The sequence below is a fragment of the Stenotrophomonas sp. Marseille-Q5258 genome, from assembly GCF_946900935.1.
In the GTDB taxonomy this organism is placed as follows: domain Bacteria; phylum Pseudomonadota; class Gammaproteobacteria; order Xanthomonadales; family Xanthomonadaceae; genus Stenotrophomonas; species Stenotrophomonas nematodicola.
The window spans coordinates 194,078-210,337 of the sequence record NZ_CAMPPN010000002.1; the positions used below are offsets into that span (position 1 = coordinate 194,078).

The following is a 16,260-nucleotide window of genomic DNA, read 5'->3' on the forward strand; positions in this document are numbered from 1 at the left end:
GCCTACAGGCAGCCTTCCACGTAATCGACCTGCGGCGGCAGCCCCACCCGCCAGTCGGTGACGGTGCCGTTGCGGTCGATTTCGAAGTTGATCAGCGCGCCGCCCTCGGTGGCCGGGCGCACGCGCAGGTTGTGGCCCTGCTCGTCGTACTTGTGCGGGGTGACGTCGCCGCGGTCCGGATAGAGCGTCTGCAGCTCGCCCAGCGACATCCCGACTTTGCCACCCCCCGGAGCGACGATACGGTCGTTGTGCACGTCGTAGCGGACCAGGCGCCGGCCCTCGATCATGAACACCACGTCGTCGGCCTGCGCGCCCTGTGGCCGCAGCGAGTGGCAGTAGTCATCGGGGACCGCGCCGTCCAGGGGTTCCTTCCAGGCCGTACGCACCTGGTCCAGCGTGCTGTCCAGGCTCACCGGGCCGTAGCCGTCAAGGCGCGCCGGCCCGGCCGCGGGGACAGGCACGGCCGCCGGTGCAGCGATGGGGCTGGTGGGGGTGGAATCCGCGGTTCGCCCGCAGGCCCCCACGGCCAGTACCAGGCCCAGGGCCAGAACGCTTCCCAGCTGCTTCATGCGGTGTCCTCCGGTCGATGTCGGGCAGCCTAGCGCGATCGCCGTGCAGTGGCTGCATGCGGGCGCAGGGCTGTCATCGCCGTTTCACCTGCCGCGTTCAGGCTCGGCCTGCACCGCATCGACCCCCTCGCCCATGCAACCGCGCAAGACCGACCTCGCCCGCACCGCTCTGCAGGCCCACCGTGCGCCCCTGGACATGCGCCAGCGCCGCCTGCTGATCCTGTGCGACGGCCAGCGCGACCTGCCGCAGCTGACCGCCCTGGTCGGCGCAGAGGCAGCGGCGATGGTGATCCAGCTGATCCAGGCCGGGTACCTGGTCTCCACACCTGCGGCGGCTGCACCGGTGCCGGCTTCCACCAACGCCGCGCCGCGCGGCACCGGGGCGGCAGCCCCGGTCGAGCGCCGTCGCTCGCTGGTGGCCGCGCGCATCTATCTGCTCGGCATTCTGGAACTGCAGCGTCATCCACGCGCGGCAGCGCTGTTCCACGCCCTGCAGCAGGCACGCAGCGATGAAGGCGTGATCGAGGGGCTGCACGGCGCTCTTCAGGCGCTACCGGCACTGACCTCGCCCGGCTACGCCGAACGGGTGCGGCAGCGCCTGCTGGAAGTACTGCCGGCGGCGCACGCGGGCGGCTTCGAGCACAGTCTGGCGTAACCCCGCGATGCCGTCGCGGAAGGCGAGAAACGCTAGGAACGCATGACCGTCGCCTGCGCGGCGCGGGCTTCATTGGGCCTCCACGCCGTACACCGGCGTGGAGGCGCGTGCGGTTACTGCCGGGGGAAGTTGGCCTTCAACCCCTGCCAGCAGTGCTGATAGTCGCGCTGCCGGTGCGCAGCGTCCATTGCCTGCGCGGTGGGGCGGATCACCCCACGGGTCTCGAACATGAAGGCCATCGTGTCCTTGATCACGTCCGGCCTGCTCAGGTCCGCTGCCGAGGCCTTGTCGAAGGTGGCCGCATCCGGGCCGTGGCCGCTCATGCAGTTGTGCAGCGATGCACCACCCGGCACGAAGCCTTCGGCCTTGGCATCGTAGGCACCGTGGATCAGGCCCATGAATTCACTGGCGATGTTGCGGTGGAACCACGGCGGGCGGAAGGTGTCCTGGGCCACCAGCCAGCGCGGCGGGAAGATCGCGAAGTCCATGTTGCTGGTCCCGGGCGTGTCGCTGGGCGAATGCAGCACCAGGAAGATCGACGGGTCCGGATGGTCATGGCTGATCGAACCGATCGTGTTGAAGCGGCGCAGGTCGTAGCGGTACGGGGCGTAGTTGCCGTGCCAGGCGACCACATCCAGCGGCGAATGATCGATGTCCGCGCGCCACAGCTGTCCGCCGAACTTGGCGATCAGCTCGAACGCCCCGTCGATGTCTTCAAAGGCGGCATGCGGAGTTTCAAAATCGCGCGGGTTGGCCAGGCCGTTGGAACCGATCGGCCCCAGGTCGGGCAGCTTCAGCAGCGCGCCGAAGTTCTCGCAGATATAGCCGCGTGCCTGCCCGTCGGGCAGCTCGACCCGGAAGCGGACGCCGCGCGGCATCACCGCGATCTGCTGCGGCTCGATCTCGATCACGCCCAGTTCGGTGAGCAGGCGCAGGCGGCCGAGCTCCGGCACGATCAGCAGCTCGCCGTCGGCGTTGTAGAAGTAGCGGCCCTGCATGTCCGCATTGGCCGCGTACAGGTGGATGCCCACGCCGTGATGCGCATCCGGCGCGCCGTTGCCCCCCATCGTGTACAGGCCGTCGATGAAGTCGGTGGGCGTGGTCGGCAGCGGCAGCGGGTTCCAGCGCAGCTGGTTGGGCGAGACCGCACCGTGGGCGAAGTCGCTGTGCAGATGCGGTTGTGCGTAGGCGGTGAACTCGCCGTGGGTCACCGCCGGGCGGATCCGGTAGACCCAGCTGCGACGGTTGCTGCCACGGGGCGCGGTAAAGGCCGTACCGGACAACTGCTCGGCATACAGCCCGTGCGCGACCCGCTGCGGCGAGTTGCGCCCGACCGGCAAGGCGCCGGGTACCGCTTCGCTGGCGAACTCGTTGCCGAAGCCGGTCTGGTAGCCGCGTGATGCGATGGAGGTGGACATGGTCGGGCTCTCATGGTGCCGGGCGGCTCCCGGCGGTATGTTCATTCGTGCACGTCGGCAGCCCGGCGCGTTGCGACGCGCTCGGCTGCCCGGTGCGGCGGCGGTGGGGCGACCGGGTCGCCCCGTGCCACGTTACAGTACGCCGCGCTTCATCTGGTCGCGCTCGATGCTCTCGAACAGCGCGGTGAAGTTGCCTTCGCCGAAGCCTTCGTTGCCCTTGCGCTGGATGATCTCGAAGAAGATCGGACCGATGCAGTTGGTGGTGAAGATCTGCAGCAGTTTGCGCTGCTTGGTTTCCGGATCGGCGTCGATCAGGATCTTGTTTTTGGCCAGGCGCGCCACGTCTTCGCCATGACCGGGCACGCGCATGTCGATCACGTCGAAGTAGGTCTCCGGCGTATCGAGGAACTCCACGCCCTGCGCGCGCATCGCTTCGACGGTCTCGTAGATGTTCTCGGTGAAGCAGGCGATGTGCTGGATGCCCTCGCCCTTGTAGGCATCGAGGTACTCGTTGATCTGGCTCTTCGGATCGGAGGATTCGTTGAGCGGAATGCGCACAATGCCGTCCGGCGCGGTCATCGCCTTGGACACCAGGCCGGTCTTGAGGCCCTTGATGTCGAAGTAGCGGATCTCGCGGAAGTTGAACAGGCGCTCGTAGTAGTCCGACCACTGCTGCATGTTGCCGAAATACAGGTTGTGGGTCAGGTGGTCGATGAAGGTCAGGCCGAACCCGACCGGACGCTGCTCGGCACCGTCGATCGGCGCGTAGTCGGTGTCGAAGATGCTGCCGTTGGCGCCGTAGCGATCCACCAGATACAGCATGCAGTCGCCGATGCCCTTGATCACCGGTGCCGGCACCGCCTTGGTCTCCGGCTTGAAGTCGATCGCCTCGGCACCATTGCCAAGCGCCATCTGGAACACCTCCTCGCCCGGCTTCTGGAAGCGGATGGCGAAGCCGCAGGCGCACGGGCCATGCTTCTCGGCGAAGTCGGCAGCGAACGAATCCGGCTCCTCGTTGACCAGGAAGTTGACGTCGCCCTGGCGGTAGACGGTGATCGCGCGCTGCTTGTGGCGCAGCACCGCGGAGAAGCCCATCTTGCGGAAATAGGCGTGCAGTTCGGCGCCACGGCCGGCCGGTGCGGCGAATTCGACGAACTCGAAACCGTCGATGCCCATCGGGTTTTCGAAGGTGGTGACCTGCATGCCCGGGTTGGGTGCGTGGGACGCGGTGCTCAGTTGGCTGCTCATGATGTGGCTCCAAAGCAAGTCCGCATCGGAAAAAACCAGGTGCGGGAGGAAGGCAGACCCGCGAGAATGCGGAGTCCGGACTGAAGGTTTATAGTTTCACATGAAACCACCATCAAGGTGCACCGCAGCATGAGCCCGCCCGATCCCACCAGCCACAGCATCCGCGCCTCGCACGCCCTGCTCGATCTGGAGCAGTTTCTGCCGTATCGGCTCAGCGTGCTGTCCAACCGGGTCAGCGGCAACATCGCCAAGCTGTATGGGGACCGGTATGGTCTGGCGATCCCGGAATGGCGGGTCATCACCATCCTGGCCCTGTACCCGGGGTCGTCGGCGAGCGAGGTGTCCGATCGCACCGCGATGGACAAGGTGGCCGTCAGCCGCGCCGTGGCCAGACTGCTCGAACGGGGCTTCATCAAGCGTGAAACCCACGGCGACGACCGCCGTCGTTCGGTGCTGGCGCTGTCGGCGGCCGGGTTCGAGGTCTACGAGACCATCGCGCCGCTGGTGATCGAGATCACCCGCAAGCTGATGTCCGTGCTCAGCGAGGAGGAGGAGCAGATGCTGGAAACGCTGATCCTGCGCCTGGCCGGGGAAGGCCTGCAGCGCATGGACGAAGGGTAGAGCCGGGCTCTGCTAGCTCAGGTGCTTGCGGCGCGCATGCACCCACGGGGCCGCCAGTGCCCCGATGGCGCCGCCAGCGAAGCCGAGTGAGGCGGCGACCGCCGCCGCTTCGATGGCGCCGGGAAGCGCCAGGGCGGCCACCACCAGCAGCAGCGAGGGCAGGCCGATGAAGGTGGCCATGAAGTAACGCCAGCGCGGTGCCCAGGTGCCCACCTGCAGCAGGCTGACCGGCATCCAGGTTTCCGCCGAAGCGTCCTGCGCGATCTTGGCCGCGACCTTGCCCAGGTCCACTTCCACCGGCCCCTTGCCGGTGCGTGCCGTGGCCAGCATCTGCGCCACTTCGTCCACCGCCGGGAACGACGTGGGCCAGGCGACGGGTGCGGCCACGCCGTAGGCGGTCAGCAGCGGCACGCTGATCCAGGGCGCCAGCAGCGGCCGCAACTTGCGCCGGTCCAGCACGCACCAGATCTGGCTGACACCGTGGGCGGTCACGCTGTACAGCGCCATCTGCCCCGGTTCGGGGTAGGCCAGCATGCTGACCCGCGCCGCCATGCTGTCGTAGCCCATCTGGCGCAGGAAGCCTGGCCGGGTGCGTCCTTCGTGGACCCACGCCAACCCCAGCGCCCCGACCAGGTAGGCCTCCGCCGGATCCTTCACGCCCGCACTGGCGCGGTCGTCGCTGGCCAGGAAGAACGCCAGCGACTTGGGCTCGGCCACATCGTCGCGGTCCCAGCGCCCGGCGTCGCCCAGCACGTGCTTGAGCGGCAGCCGCGCCGGTGCGGTCTCGGCCTTGGCCGCGTTGTGCAGAAACGGCAGCACCGAGAGCACGAAGCCCTGCAGATCGACCGCGCGCAGCCCGCTGCCCAGCCACTCGGCCGGCAGCAGCCCGGCCAGCGCCGGGTTGCGGGCCAGCGCATCGAGCTGGGCCTTCTGCTCCACCAGCTTCTGCACCGCGGCTTTGAGCAGCACATTGTCGGGCACCGCGACCAGCGGCAGGCGGTAACGTATCGCACCGGGCGCAGGGGTATCGGCCTCGGCGTCCGGGGTGTCCAGCGTGCCGTGATCGTCGAGCAGGACATCGACAGGCGGCAGGCTCACGCCGGCCGGTCCGTCGAGGGAGATATCGGAACTGCTGTCGCTGGTGCCCGGCTGCATGCGTTTCAATCCGTTGGGTGCGCGCCACGAACTGCGCGGCATGTCGTCCTTGGAGGTAACGGCAGCCCGGCTGAAACCTGTAGGGCCGGCAGCAGGCGACGCGCCACCGGCAACAAAAAAGGCCGCGGAATCCGCGGCCTTGTCGATCATGGCGCCTTCGGCGGCGCCCAGTCCTTCATGAAGGCGAAGAACCGCGTGCGGTCATAGCCCTTCGGCTGGCCCTTGTCGGCCTCCAGCTCGCCGGTGAACTGCGAGTGCAGCAGCGTGCCGTCCGCGTCGAGCACGAACAGGTGCGGATAGCCCTTGATCGCCGGGAACTGCGACAGGAACGCCGTGTTCTCGTTGTCTTCGCTGTAGTTGACCTTCATCCACACGAAGTGGGCATCGCGGAAGCTGCGGATCTCCGCATCGCCCTCGATGAAGGCGTCCATCAGGTGGCACCAGGAGCACCACTCCCCGCCCACGTCCAGCACGATGCGCTTGCCGCCGCGCTGGGCTTCGACCTTGGCCGTGGCCAGGTCCGCGACCGGATCGCGGCCCGGGTCGAACTGCGCGTTGAGCGCGGCGACCGCGGCGATATCCGCGGCGGCCGGGGTGTTGCCCGAGGCCACCGGCTCGCCGGGATCGGCGACCGGCGGCTTCTGCTCGGAGGTATCCAGCGGCTGCGCAGGCGCGGCAGTGGGCGCCGATGGCGAACAGGCGGCCAGCAGGCCGGCCAGGATCATCGGGGACCACCACAGGGTCGTACGCATCGCGGACCTCACTTGACGCCGTGCATCAGCTTGTTGATCAGCGGGGCGATCAGGAACAGCACCGCGCCGGAGCCGATCAATGCCCAGAAGCCGAAGGTGTAGCCCTTCAGCGCCGACTCGACGGTCATGCCGCCTTCGCCACTGACCACGCCGGCAAAGATGCCCGACAGGTTGTTGCCGATGCCGGTGGACAGGAACCAGCCACCCATGCCGAAGCCGACCAGGCGCACCGGGGCCAGCTTGGTCACCATCGACAGGCCGATCGGCGACAGGCACAGCTCGCCCACGGACTGGATGACGTAGACCATGAACAGCGTCCAGAACGGGATCTTGCCGTCCACCACCATCGTCGACAGCGCGAGCATCAGCAGGGCGAAGGCAGCGCCGTTGAACAGCAGGCCCAGGCCGAATTTGCGCGGAATCGACGGATTGGCACGGCCCAGCTTGATCCAGATCCAGGCGATGATCGGGGCCAGGGTGATGATGGCCACCGAGTTGACCGACTGGAACCACGCGGTCGGGAAGGTCCAGCCGCCCAGATTGCGGTTGACGATGTTGTCGGCCAGGAAGGTGAAGGAGCTGCCGGCCTGCTCGAAGAACATCCAGAACATCACGTTGAAGATGAAGATGATCAGCATCGCGATCACGCGGTCGCGCTGGACCTTGCCCTCACGGATGCCCTCGACCAGCAGCAGCACGCCCAGCGCCACGAACATCACGCCGAGGATCCAGGCCAGCGCGGTGGCGCCGGTGGAGAGCAGGAAGTAGGCGACCGGGATGGCCACGATCGAGCCGACCAGCACCATGATGATGCGGCCGAACCCTTCGGCACCTGCCGGCGGAGCGCCGATGCCCTTCAGGCCGGCACGGCCGACGTAGAACCATGCCAGGCTGATCAGCATGCCGATGCCCGACGCGATGAAGACCATCTTGTAGGACGGCATCGCCTGGGTACCGAAGACCGCTTCGGCCAGGTACTGGGTCAGCACGGGGGCGATCATCGCGCCGATGTTGATGCCCATGTAGAAGATGGTGAAGCCCGAATCGCGGCGCTCATCCTTCAGGCCGTAAAGCTTGCCGACCATCGTGGAGATGTTGGGCTTGAACAGGCCGTTGCCGATGATGATCGTGGCCAGACCCAGTTCGAAGATCTCCTTGTTGGGCATGGCGACCATGAACAGGCCGGCGGCCATGATCACCGCGCCGGTCAGGATCGACCGCTGGTAGCCCAGCACCCGGTCGGCGACGTAGCCACCGAAGATCGCAGCGGCATAGACCAGCGCCAGGTAGGCGCCGTAGGTACGGCTGGCGGCCGCCTGGCCGGCCGCGTCGCCCTGGAAGAACTGCGAGACGATGTACAGCACCAGCGCCCAGCGGATGCCGTAGAACGCGAAGCGCTCCCAGAATTCGGTCATGAACAGCATCCACAACGGGCGTGGATGGCCCAGCGTGGTCTTGAACTCCGGCAGCGCCGGTTCGGGAACGGATTTCGCGGCGGCGTCTACGCTCATGCGGGATTCCTGGGTTCGGTGGATGACATGCACGTCCGATGTGCGAAACAGCGCGGGAGAATCCCAGACCAACCACGTTCACGTCAAATACACGCCGATTCGTGCAGCTCGCCGCGCGCTCGCTGAACTTGCACGCTCCGGACCCCGGGGCGGACGGTCGGCGCAGCAACGGCGGGGCCTGCGCCCGCGCCGGCGGTCATCATCGCGTCATGATGAATGGGCGCCCGGGGCGCCCGGCCGTATCAGGCGTCCGGCGGCATCGGATCGTCGTTGCGGATGGTGGTGCGCACCTGGAACAGCTCCGGGAAGAAGGTCAGCTCCAGCGCCTGCCGCAGGAAGCCCACCCCGCTGGAGCCGCCGGTGCCGCGCTTGAAGCCGATCACCCGCATCACCGTGCGCATGTGGCGGAAGCGCCACAGCTGGAAGGCGGTTTCCAGGTCCACCAGATCCTCGCACAGCGAGTACTCGCGCCAGAAACGGTCGGTGTTCTGGTAGATCCGCTCGAACACCGGGTGCAGCGCATCGTCGGCCACGTGCGGCTGCTGCCAGTCGCGGCCCTGGTAGGCGGCGGGTACGGGATGGCCGAACCGGGCCAGGTAGCGCAGGAATTCCTCGTACAGGCTGGGCGCGTCCAGCACCTGCTGCAGCTGCGCCTGGCCGGCCGGGTCATGCGAGAACACCTGCAGCATCTGCGCGTTCTTGTTGCCCAGCAGGAACTCGATGTAGCGGTACTGCAGCGACTGGAAGCCCGAAGACGGGCCCAGCACGTCGCGGAAGCCCATGTACTCGGACGGGGTCAGGGTTTCCAGCACCGACCACTGCTCGGTCAGCTGGCGCAGCACCTGCTTGCTGCGCGCCAGCACCTTGCGGCACTGCCAGACTTCGTCGCGCTGCAGGAAACCGATCGCCGCCCGCAGTTCGTGGGCCAGCAGCTTCAACCACAGCTCGGAGGTCTGATGCTGGATGATGAACAGCATCTCGTCGTGGTGCGGCGGGTTGGACAGCGGCTGCTGCGCCGACAGCAGCTGGTCCAGCCGCAGGTAGCCGCCGTAGGTCAGGCGCCCCTCCAGATCGGTGTGGATACCGGCTTCGAGATCGCGTTGGTTCTTGTCGACAGACATGGCGGGCGCCGCAGAAGGGGGACAAAGGGTAGCGCACCGCCGCATCGCCCGCCCGGGGGGCTCCCTACGCCGGCGTCCGGGGGCGGCTTTCTGCGCGGTCCGCGCGCGGAGGCCGGTCTGGCGGGGGCGCTGCCGGGGGCCGCTCATGCCCGGTTCCGGCAACTGAATACGTTGTAGTCATTGGCATTGCGTCACCTGTCTGCGGTATACCGGGGCGCTGTCCACCGGGACACTTGCTGCGCCGCAGGACGGCTTTTTCGTACGCCTTCCTTAACATGGCAATTCATATCATTTGTAACTTCCTGTCGAAGGTGCAGTACGCAATGACGGTTGCCGCTGAGTTCAAGATCGAATACCTGCAGTACCTGGACACGGACGGCACGCTCGTCCGCGATGACCTGCCCGAAGCCCTGCGCGATCCGCGCGCCCTGCTGCCGATGTTCAAGCAGATGCTGTTCGTGCGCGTGTTCGACGGCAAGTCGATCGCACTGCAGCGCACCGGCAAGCTGGGCACCTACGCGGCCTGCCTGGGCCACGAAGCGGCACACGTGGGCATCGGCGCGTCGATGCAGAAGGACGACGTGTTCGCGCCGTCCTACCGCGAGTACGGCGCCATGTTCATGCGTGGCGTGCGCCCGCGCGACGTCCTCATGTACTGGGGCGGCGACGAGCGTGGCAACGACTACGGTGGCAATGCCGCCAGGGACTTCCCGTTCTGCGTGCCGATTTCCACCCAGTGCCTGCATGCCGCCGGCGCTGCGCTGAAGTTCAAGCTCAACAACGAGAAGCAGATCGCGGTGGCCGTATGCGGCGACGGCGGCAGCTCCAAGACCGACTTCTACGCCGCACTGAATTCGGCCGGCGCCTACAAGCTGCCGCTGATCCTGTGCATCGTCAACAACGGCTGGGCCATCTCGCTCCCGCGTTCGGCCCAGACCGGTGCCGAAACGCTGGCACAGAAGGGCCTGGCCGGTGGCCTGCACTGCCTGCAGGTGGACGGCAACGACCTGATCGCGGTGATGGCGGCCATGCTGCAGGCGCGCGAGCGCGCGCTGGCCGGCGACGGTGGCACCGTGCTGGAACTGATGACCTACCGCCTGTCCGACCACACCACCGCCGATGACGCGCGCCGCTATCGCGACGACGCCGAGGTGAAGGATGCCTGGCAGCGCGAGCCGATGCTGCGCCTGCGCAAGTACCTCATCAATGCCGGTGTGTGGAGCGAGGAAGAGGAAGCGGCGTGGACCGTCGACTGCGGCAAGCGCGTGGACGACGAGGTCAACCTGTACCTCAACACCCCGGTGCAGCCGGTCGAAGCGATGTTCGACTTCCTCTATGCCGATCCGCCGCAGGATCTGCTGGCCCAGCGCGCACAGGCGATCGCCCTGGAGCAGCGTCATGGATGAGATCAAGCACACCAGCGCCTCGGGCGCGCAGACCAATGCCGCCGACAGCGCCGCCATCGCGCGCGGAGAACCGAACATGACCACCACCCCGATCACCCTCATCGAAGCCATCACCCAGGCGCTGGCCTGGGAGCTGGAGCACGACAAGTCGGTGCTGGTGCTGGGCGAGGACGTGGGCGTCAACGGCGGCGTGTTCCGCGCCACCGCCGGCCTGCAGCAGCGCTTCGGCGCCGACCGCATCCTGGACACCCCGCTGGACGAAACCACTATCGCCGGCCTGACCATCGGCCTGGCCGCGCAGGGCATGAAGCCGGTTGCCGAAGCGCAGTTCGATGGCTTCATGTACCCGATGGTGGACCATATCGTCTGCCACGCCGCACGCCTGCGTTACCGCACCCGTGGCCGCCTCCACTGCCCGATGGTGCTGCGCGTGCCGTGGGGCGGCGGCATCCGTGCGCCGGAGCACCACAGCGAAGCCAACGAAGCGATCTTCACCAACGTGCCGGGCCTGCGCGTGGTGCTGCCGTCGTCGCCGCAACGCGCCTACGGCCTGCTGCTGGCCGCGATCCGCGAACCGGATCCGGTGATCTACATGGAGCCCAAGCGCATCTACCGCCAGTACAAGGAAGTCGTCGTCGATGACGGCGAAGCCCTGCCGCTGGACGTGTGCTTCGTGCTGCGCGACGGTACCGATGTCACCCTGGTCACCTGGGGCGCACAGGTCAAGGAAGCGCTGGAAGCGGCCGACAAACTGGCCGGCGAAGGCATCAGCGCCGAAGTGATCGACGTGGCCACGCTGCGTCCGCTGGACTTTGCCACCATCGCCGAATCGGTGGCCAAGACCGGCCGCTGCGTGATCGTGCAGGAAGCGCCGAAGACGGCGGGCTTCGGCGCGGAAATCGCCGCGCGCCTGGCCGAGGAATCGCTGTACGACCTGCTGGCACCGGTCGAACGCGTCACCGGTTATGACACCCACATTCCGCTGTTCCGCCTGGAAATGAAGTACCTGCCGAGCGTGGACCGGATCGTGAGCGCGGCCAAACGCGCGGTTGCGGCGGGCTGACATGCGGGCCCGCCTCCTAGGCCCGTACCGCAGCCAGTATCCCAACCCGCTCCGGTTCCGCGCCGGCCAGATCGTCGAACTGGGCGTCCGCGACGAGGAATGGCCGGCGTTCGCCTGGGTACGCACCGATGACGGGCGTGCCGGGTGGGCACCGGTGGCATGGTTGCAGCGGCTGGACGATGGTCGCGCAGAGGCTCTGCGCGACTACGACGCCCGCGAACTGGACGTGGACAGCGGCGAACTGGTCAAACTGCATCACGAACACGGTGGCTGGTGGTGGTCCGAACGCGCGAACGGCGCGACGGGCTGGCTGCCGGCCCGCGATCTCGAACTGCTGGAAGAGAACTGCACATGAGTGAGAACAAGAATTTCCACCTGCCCGACCTCGGCGAAGGCCTGCCCGACGCCACCATCGTCGAGTGGTTCGTCAAGGAAGGCGATGTGATCAAGCTGGACGAGCCGCTGGTCTCGATGGAGACCGCCAAGGCCGTCGTCGAAGTGCCCTCGCCGTTCTCCGGCACGGTGCTGAAGCTGGCCGGCGGCGCGGGCGACATCATCCCCACCGGCAGCGTGCTGGCGCAGTTCCAGCTGGACCCGAACCTGCCGCAGCGCGCCGATGGCCAGGACACCGGCCACAGCCACGGGCATGCCGCACCTGCCGCCGCCCCGACTCCGCCGCCGATCCCGGCAGCGGCAGCGGTGGAAGACGCCAAGCCCGCCGCCGAGCGTGATGACGCCGGCACCGTGGTCGGTGCGATGCAGAGCTCCAACGCCGTGCATGCCGAACAGGCACTGGCCGTGGGCGGGGTCAAGGCCGTGCCGGCCGTGCGCGCCACCGCCCGCAAGCTGGGCGTGGACCTGAGCCGCGTGCGCGCCACCGGCGCCGATGGCGCGGTGACGATGGCCGACGTGAAGCAGGCTGCTGCCGACGGCAGCGCCAAGGTCGGTGCCGCACCGGCGCCGGTCGCCGCCGCGCCGGTTGCCGCCGCTGCACCGGTGGCCCGCCAGAGCGAGGCCCGCGCCCCGCTGTCCGCGGCAGGCAAGCCGATGCGCACCCAGCCGCCGGGCGTTGTCGCCAAGGGCCAGCCGGAACAGCTCAAGGGCGTGCGCCGCAACATGGCGCGGGTGATGGCCGACGCGCACAGCAAGGTCGTCCCGACCACGTTGAACGACGACGCCGACATCCATGCCTGGGTGCCGGGCAACGACGTCACCGCGCGCCTGGTCCGTGCGATCGTGGTGGGCTGCCAGAAGGTGCCGGCGCTCAACGCCTGGTTCGACGGCGACGCCCTGACCCGCACGTTGCACGCGCACGTGGATGTGGGCATCGCGGTGGACACCGACGACGGTCTGTTCGTGCCGGCGCTGCGCAATGCCGACGTGCTCGATGCACGCGGCATCCGCGAAGGCGTCAATCGCCTGCGCGAGCAGGTGGAATCCCGCGCGATCGCCGCCTCCGAACTGAGTGGCTACACCATTTCGCTGTCCAACTTCGGCATGTTCGCCGGCCGCTATGCGACCCCGGTCGTCGTGCCGCCCTGCGTGGCCATCGTCGGTGCCGGCCGTGCCCGCCACCAGATGACCCCGGTGATGGGTGGCGTGGAAGCGCACAAGGTGATTCCGCTGTCGGTGACCTTTGACCACCGCGCGGCCACCGGCGGCGAAGCCGCCCGCTTCCTGCGCGCGATGCTGGACGACCTGGCCTTGGCCAGTTGATCCACAGGTAGGAAGAGGTACCGGCCGCAGGTCGGTACCACGAAGAAGCCGGGCATTGCCCGGCTTTTTTTTCATCGCGTCAGCCCGGCCCGGCCCGACACTACCGGCGCGGCGCCAGCCGCGCCGAGTCGATGACGTGGACGCCCGGACGCGGCGACAGCGCCGCCTCCAGCATTTCTCCGGCGATGGTGTGCGCCGGGTTGATCCGCCAGCCTCGCGGCAGGACCGGGCCCAGTGCGCCCAGCACGATGCTGGCCAGGTGTTCGCCGGCCCTCCGCTCGGCGCGCTCGCCCCCGATCAACCCTGGGCGCACCAGCGTCAGCGACGGATATCCCAGGCCGCGCAGGTCCTGTTCCAGCCGGCCTTTGACCCGGTTGTAGAAGAACCGCGAGCCTGCGTCGGCGCCCATCGCCGAATTCAACACAAAGGCATGGGCGCCATGCGCCTGCGCCAGGGTGGCCACCTGCAGCGGATAATCGTGGTCGACGCGGGCGAATGCCTCGCGGCTCCCGGCCTGCTTGATGGTGGTGCCCAGCGCGCAGATCACCGCATCCACCGCCCACCAGTCCGCGTCGACGGGCAGCCGCTCGAAATCGACCACCGGATTGACCAGGACCGGGTCGCTCTGCTCCAGCGGACGGCGCGTGGGCGCTACCACCGCATCGCAGCGCGCATCGTCCAGCAGCTGCAGCAGGACCTGCCCGCCGACCAGCCCGGTCGCCCCTGCCAGCATCACCTTCATCGCACGCTCCTGCTTTCCGATTGCCTACCATCGTGGCATACCGACCGTGCCCGGTCCGTGGGTTCAAGCCGGCGTTCCCGGCGCCGATACTGTTCCAACCTCCCACCCGCCCGGCCCGCGCGCCGGAAACCCGCCAAGGACCTGCGCATGACCGACCCGCACGACGCTCCCCCCAGCCCCGGTACCGCCGTGGGCCGGCTGCTGTCGCGGCGCCAGGTCGACACCCGCGTGATCGAGGAGGCCGGCGTCGCTGCCGCCGGTCCCAAGGGCGGCAGCAGCGCGATGCTGCAGCGCCTGTTCGCCGGGGCCGAGCAGCCCGAGCCGCTGCTGGCCGCCTTTGCCCACGGCATGTCCACGCTGCCCGGCGAGCTGGGCGACATGGGACTGCGCCTGCAATCGGCGCAGCGCAGCGCCGACTGGGTCAGCTACGGCCGCGCGATGCGCCAGCTGATCGACAAGTACATCCGCACCATCGAGCAGGAAAGCCCGGACGGGCAGCCCGACAGCCTGCGCCTGCGCGAGCTGCTGCGGCACACGCTCGGGGTCACGGTGGCCAGCCTGCTGCAGAACATGCCCGAGCTGAAGGACGAACCGGCGCGCATCGCCGGCGACCTGCGCCATTGGCATCCCGGCCAGCCGCTGCAGCCGATCGAGCAGCGCCTGCGCGAGCTCACCCACCAGATCGGCGTGCGCAGCGATGGCTGGCAGGAGCAGCAGGAGCTGCTGCTGAGCCTGTTCGACCTGCTGCTGGACAACATCGGCGAGCTGCTCGACGACAGCAGCTGGCTGCACGGCCAGGTGCACGCGGTGCGGGCCCTGATCGGTGGCCCGCTGGACCGCGACTCGGTCGAACAGGCGCGCGCCAACCTGCGCGAGGTGATCTACAAGCAGGGGCTGCTCAAGCAGGGCATCAGCGACTCCAAGGCGGCCATGAAACACCTGATGGGAGGCTTCATCGAACGCCTGGACGGCATGGCGGTCAGTACCGGCGAGTACCACGACCGGATCAGCAGCTATGCCCTGGCATTGAAGGAAGCACGCAGCATCGCCGACCTCAACCTGCTGCTTCAGGATGTGCTGCAGGACACCGGCCGGGTCCAGGAACAGGCCCTGCAGGCACGCGACCACCTGGGCAACGCACGCCGCGAAGTCGAACAGGCCGAAGCGCGCATCGCCGTGCTGGAGCAGGAACTGCGCGATGTTTCCGGACTGGTCCGCACCGATCCCCTGACCGGCGCGCTCAACCGCCGTGGCTTCGATGAACTGCTGGAGCGCGAACTGGCCCGGGCCGCCCGGCAGGCCCACCCGCTGGCGCTGGCCCTGATCGACCTGGACGACTTCCACCAGACCAACGATACGCACGGCCATGCCGGCGGCGATGCGGTCCTGCGGCACCTGGTCGCGGTCTGCCAGCTGCACCTGCGCAGCAGCGATGCGATCGCGCGCCTGGGCGGCGATGAGTTCGTGCTGCTGCTGCCGGAAACGCCGGGTGCGGACAGCATGTCCACCCTGCTGCGCCTGCAGCGCTCGCTGGCCCAGCGCCCGCTGCCTCTGGACCAGCAGCGGGTGCCGGTGCACTTCAGCGCCGGCATCGCGCAGTGGCAGCCGGGCGAGGACGCCGACACGCTGCTGCGCCGGGCCGATGCGGCCCTCTATGCGGCCAAGCGGGTTGGCAAGAACCGCGTGCAGGCGGCCGATCCTCCGCGCTGAGCGCACCGTGTGATATCGGCCGCGTCCCTGCGAATCATCCGGGTATGGACATGACTGCCACCGCCCCTGCCGATCCCCGCGCCCAGTTCGCCGCGTTGCTGGCCCAGCACCGCGGCATCGTGCTGAAGATCGCCCGCGGCTACTGCGCCCACCACGAGGACCGGCTGGACCTGATCCAGGACATCAGCGTGCAGGCCTGGGATGCTTTCGACAGCTTCGATCCGGCGCGCGCCCGCTTCTCCACCTGGCTGTACCGGGTGGCGTTGAACCTGGCCATCTCGCAGTTGCGCCGCCAGCAGCTGCGCCAGCGCCACCACGCGGTGCTGGACGAGGCGGCATTGGCCGCCGACGACGGTGTGCCGGCTGAACACCGGCAGACGCTGCGGCAGCTGGAGGCGGCGATCCGGGCGCTGCCGCCCCTGGACCGGGCGCTGATGCTGCTGCACCTGGATGACCACGACCACCGCCAGATCGCCGAGATCCTGGGCATCAGCAGCGCCAATGTCTCCACCCGCCTGCACCGCCTGCGCCAGCAGCTGCGGGCGCGGTTCGACCCCACTCTCTGAGGGCACC

At 68.3% G+C, this 16,260-nt stretch carries 16 protein-coding genes; 8 read left to right on the top strand and 8 right to left on the bottom strand.

Features of this window, described 5'->3' with window-relative positions:
- Positions 1–2: 2 nt before the first annotated feature.
- Positions 3–569, bottom strand: a complete 567-nt coding sequence (locus tag OC534_RS02135) for a hypothetical protein (protein WP_262071296.1) — start codon at positions 567–569, stop codon at positions 3–5.
- A gap of 133 nt (positions 570–702) precedes the next feature.
- On the opposite strand from OC534_RS02135, the gene OC534_RS02140 reads away from it, so the two are divergent.
- Positions 703–1,224, top strand: coding sequence for a hypothetical protein (locus OC534_RS02140; RefSeq protein ID WP_136004629.1), 522 nt, complete (start codon positions 703–705; stop codon positions 1,222–1,224).
- Positions 1,225–1,337: 113 nt separating this feature from the next.
- Here the strand turns inward: OC534_RS02140 and hmgA are convergent, their stop codons facing one another.
- Together hmgA and hppD are read right to left on the bottom strand one after the other, a co-directional pair.
- Positions 1,338–2,642 (bottom strand): homogentisate 1,2-dioxygenase, encoded by a 1,305-nt coding sequence (hmgA, locus tag OC534_RS02145; RefSeq protein WP_017354856.1) that lies wholly within the window; start codon positions 2,640–2,642, stop codon positions 1,338–1,340.
- A gap of 132 nt (positions 2,643–2,774) precedes the next feature.
- Positions 2,775–3,890 (bottom strand): 4-hydroxyphenylpyruvate dioxygenase, encoded by a 1,116-nt coding sequence (gene hppD / locus OC534_RS02150; RefSeq protein ID WP_017354857.1) that lies wholly within the window; start codon positions 3,888–3,890, stop codon positions 2,775–2,777.
- A 129-nt stretch (positions 3,891–4,019) separates the two neighbouring features.
- Between hppD and OC534_RS02155 the strand changes: the two genes are divergently transcribed.
- Positions 4,020–4,511 (top strand): MarR family winged helix-turn-helix transcriptional regulator, encoded by a 492-nt coding sequence (locus OC534_RS02155; protein WP_051008562.1) that lies wholly within the window; start codon positions 4,020–4,022, stop codon positions 4,509–4,511.
- 12 nt (positions 4,512–4,523) lie between these two features.
- On the opposite strand, the gene OC534_RS02160 is transcribed toward OC534_RS02155, so the two are convergent.
- The 4 genes from OC534_RS02160 to OC534_RS02175 all read right to left on the bottom strand — a co-directional run bounded on the left by OC534_RS02160 (position 4,524) and on the right by OC534_RS02175 (position 9,050).
- Positions 4,524–5,666, bottom strand: a complete 1,143-nt coding sequence (locus OC534_RS02160; protein WP_229296524.1) for a hypothetical protein — start codon at positions 5,664–5,666, stop codon at positions 4,524–4,526.
- 146 nt (positions 5,667–5,812) lie between these two features.
- A complete protein-coding gene (locus tag OC534_RS02165) occupies positions 5,813–6,391 on the bottom strand; it encodes a thioredoxin family protein (protein WP_246864000.1) in 579 nt (192 codons plus the stop codon).
- 35 nt (positions 6,392–6,426) lie between these two features.
- Positions 6,427–7,929, bottom strand: coding sequence for an oligopeptide:H+ symporter (locus OC534_RS02170; protein ID WP_017354861.1), 1,503 nt, complete (start codon positions 7,927–7,929; stop codon positions 6,427–6,429).
- 242 nt (positions 7,930–8,171) lie between these two features.
- Entirely contained in the window at positions 8,172–9,050 is an 879-nt protein-coding gene (locus tag OC534_RS02175; protein ID WP_017354862.1) for a tryptophan 2,3-dioxygenase family protein, read from the bottom strand.
- 323 nt (positions 9,051–9,373) lie between these two features.
- Between OC534_RS02175 and pdhA the strand changes: the two genes are divergently transcribed.
- The 4 genes from pdhA to OC534_RS02195 are packed head-to-tail and all read left to right on the top strand — an operon-like array spanning position 9,374 to position 13,235.
- Positions 9,374–10,456: a pyruvate dehydrogenase (acetyl-transferring) E1 component subunit alpha gene (pdhA, locus tag OC534_RS02180; protein ID WP_262071297.1), complete on the top strand. Its 1,083-nt coding sequence runs from the start codon at positions 9,374–9,376 to the stop codon at positions 10,454–10,456.
- Positions 10,449–11,519 (top strand): alpha-ketoacid dehydrogenase subunit beta, encoded by a 1,071-nt coding sequence (locus OC534_RS02185; protein WP_136004633.1) that lies wholly within the window; start codon positions 10,449–10,451, stop codon positions 11,517–11,519. The genes pdhA and OC534_RS02185 overlap by 8 nt, the downstream gene beginning before the upstream one ends.
- Position 11,520: 1 nt before the next feature.
- On the top strand, positions 11,521–11,874 hold the full coding sequence (locus tag OC534_RS02190; protein WP_136004635.1) for an SH3 domain-containing protein: 354 nt from the start codon (positions 11,521–11,523) through the stop codon (positions 11,872–11,874).
- Complete coding sequence (locus OC534_RS02195; protein ID WP_136004636.1) at positions 11,871–13,235, top strand: dihydrolipoamide acetyltransferase family protein; 1,365 nt, start codon at positions 11,871–11,873, stop codon at positions 13,233–13,235. Before OC534_RS02190 ends, OC534_RS02195 begins: the two co-directional genes overlap by 4 nt.
- 100 nt (positions 13,236–13,335) lie before the next feature.
- On the opposite strand, the gene OC534_RS02200 is transcribed toward OC534_RS02195, so the two are convergent.
- Positions 13,336–13,977: an NAD-dependent dehydratase gene (locus OC534_RS02200; protein WP_017355149.1), complete on the bottom strand. Its 642-nt coding sequence runs from the start codon at positions 13,975–13,977 to the stop codon at positions 13,336–13,338.
- Between the two features lie 147 nt (positions 13,978–14,124).
- Here OC534_RS02200 and OC534_RS02205 point away from each other — a divergent pair, with 147 nt between their 5' ends.
- Entirely contained in the window at positions 14,125–15,687 is a 1,563-nt protein-coding gene (locus OC534_RS02205) for a GGDEF domain-containing protein (RefSeq protein ID WP_262071298.1), read from the top strand.
- A gap of 50 nt (positions 15,688–15,737) precedes the next feature.
- Entirely contained in the window at positions 15,738–16,253 is a 516-nt protein-coding gene (locus tag OC534_RS02210) for a sigma-70 family RNA polymerase sigma factor (protein ID WP_262071299.1), read from the top strand.
- The last annotated feature ends 7 nt before the right edge of the window (positions 16,254–16,260 follow it).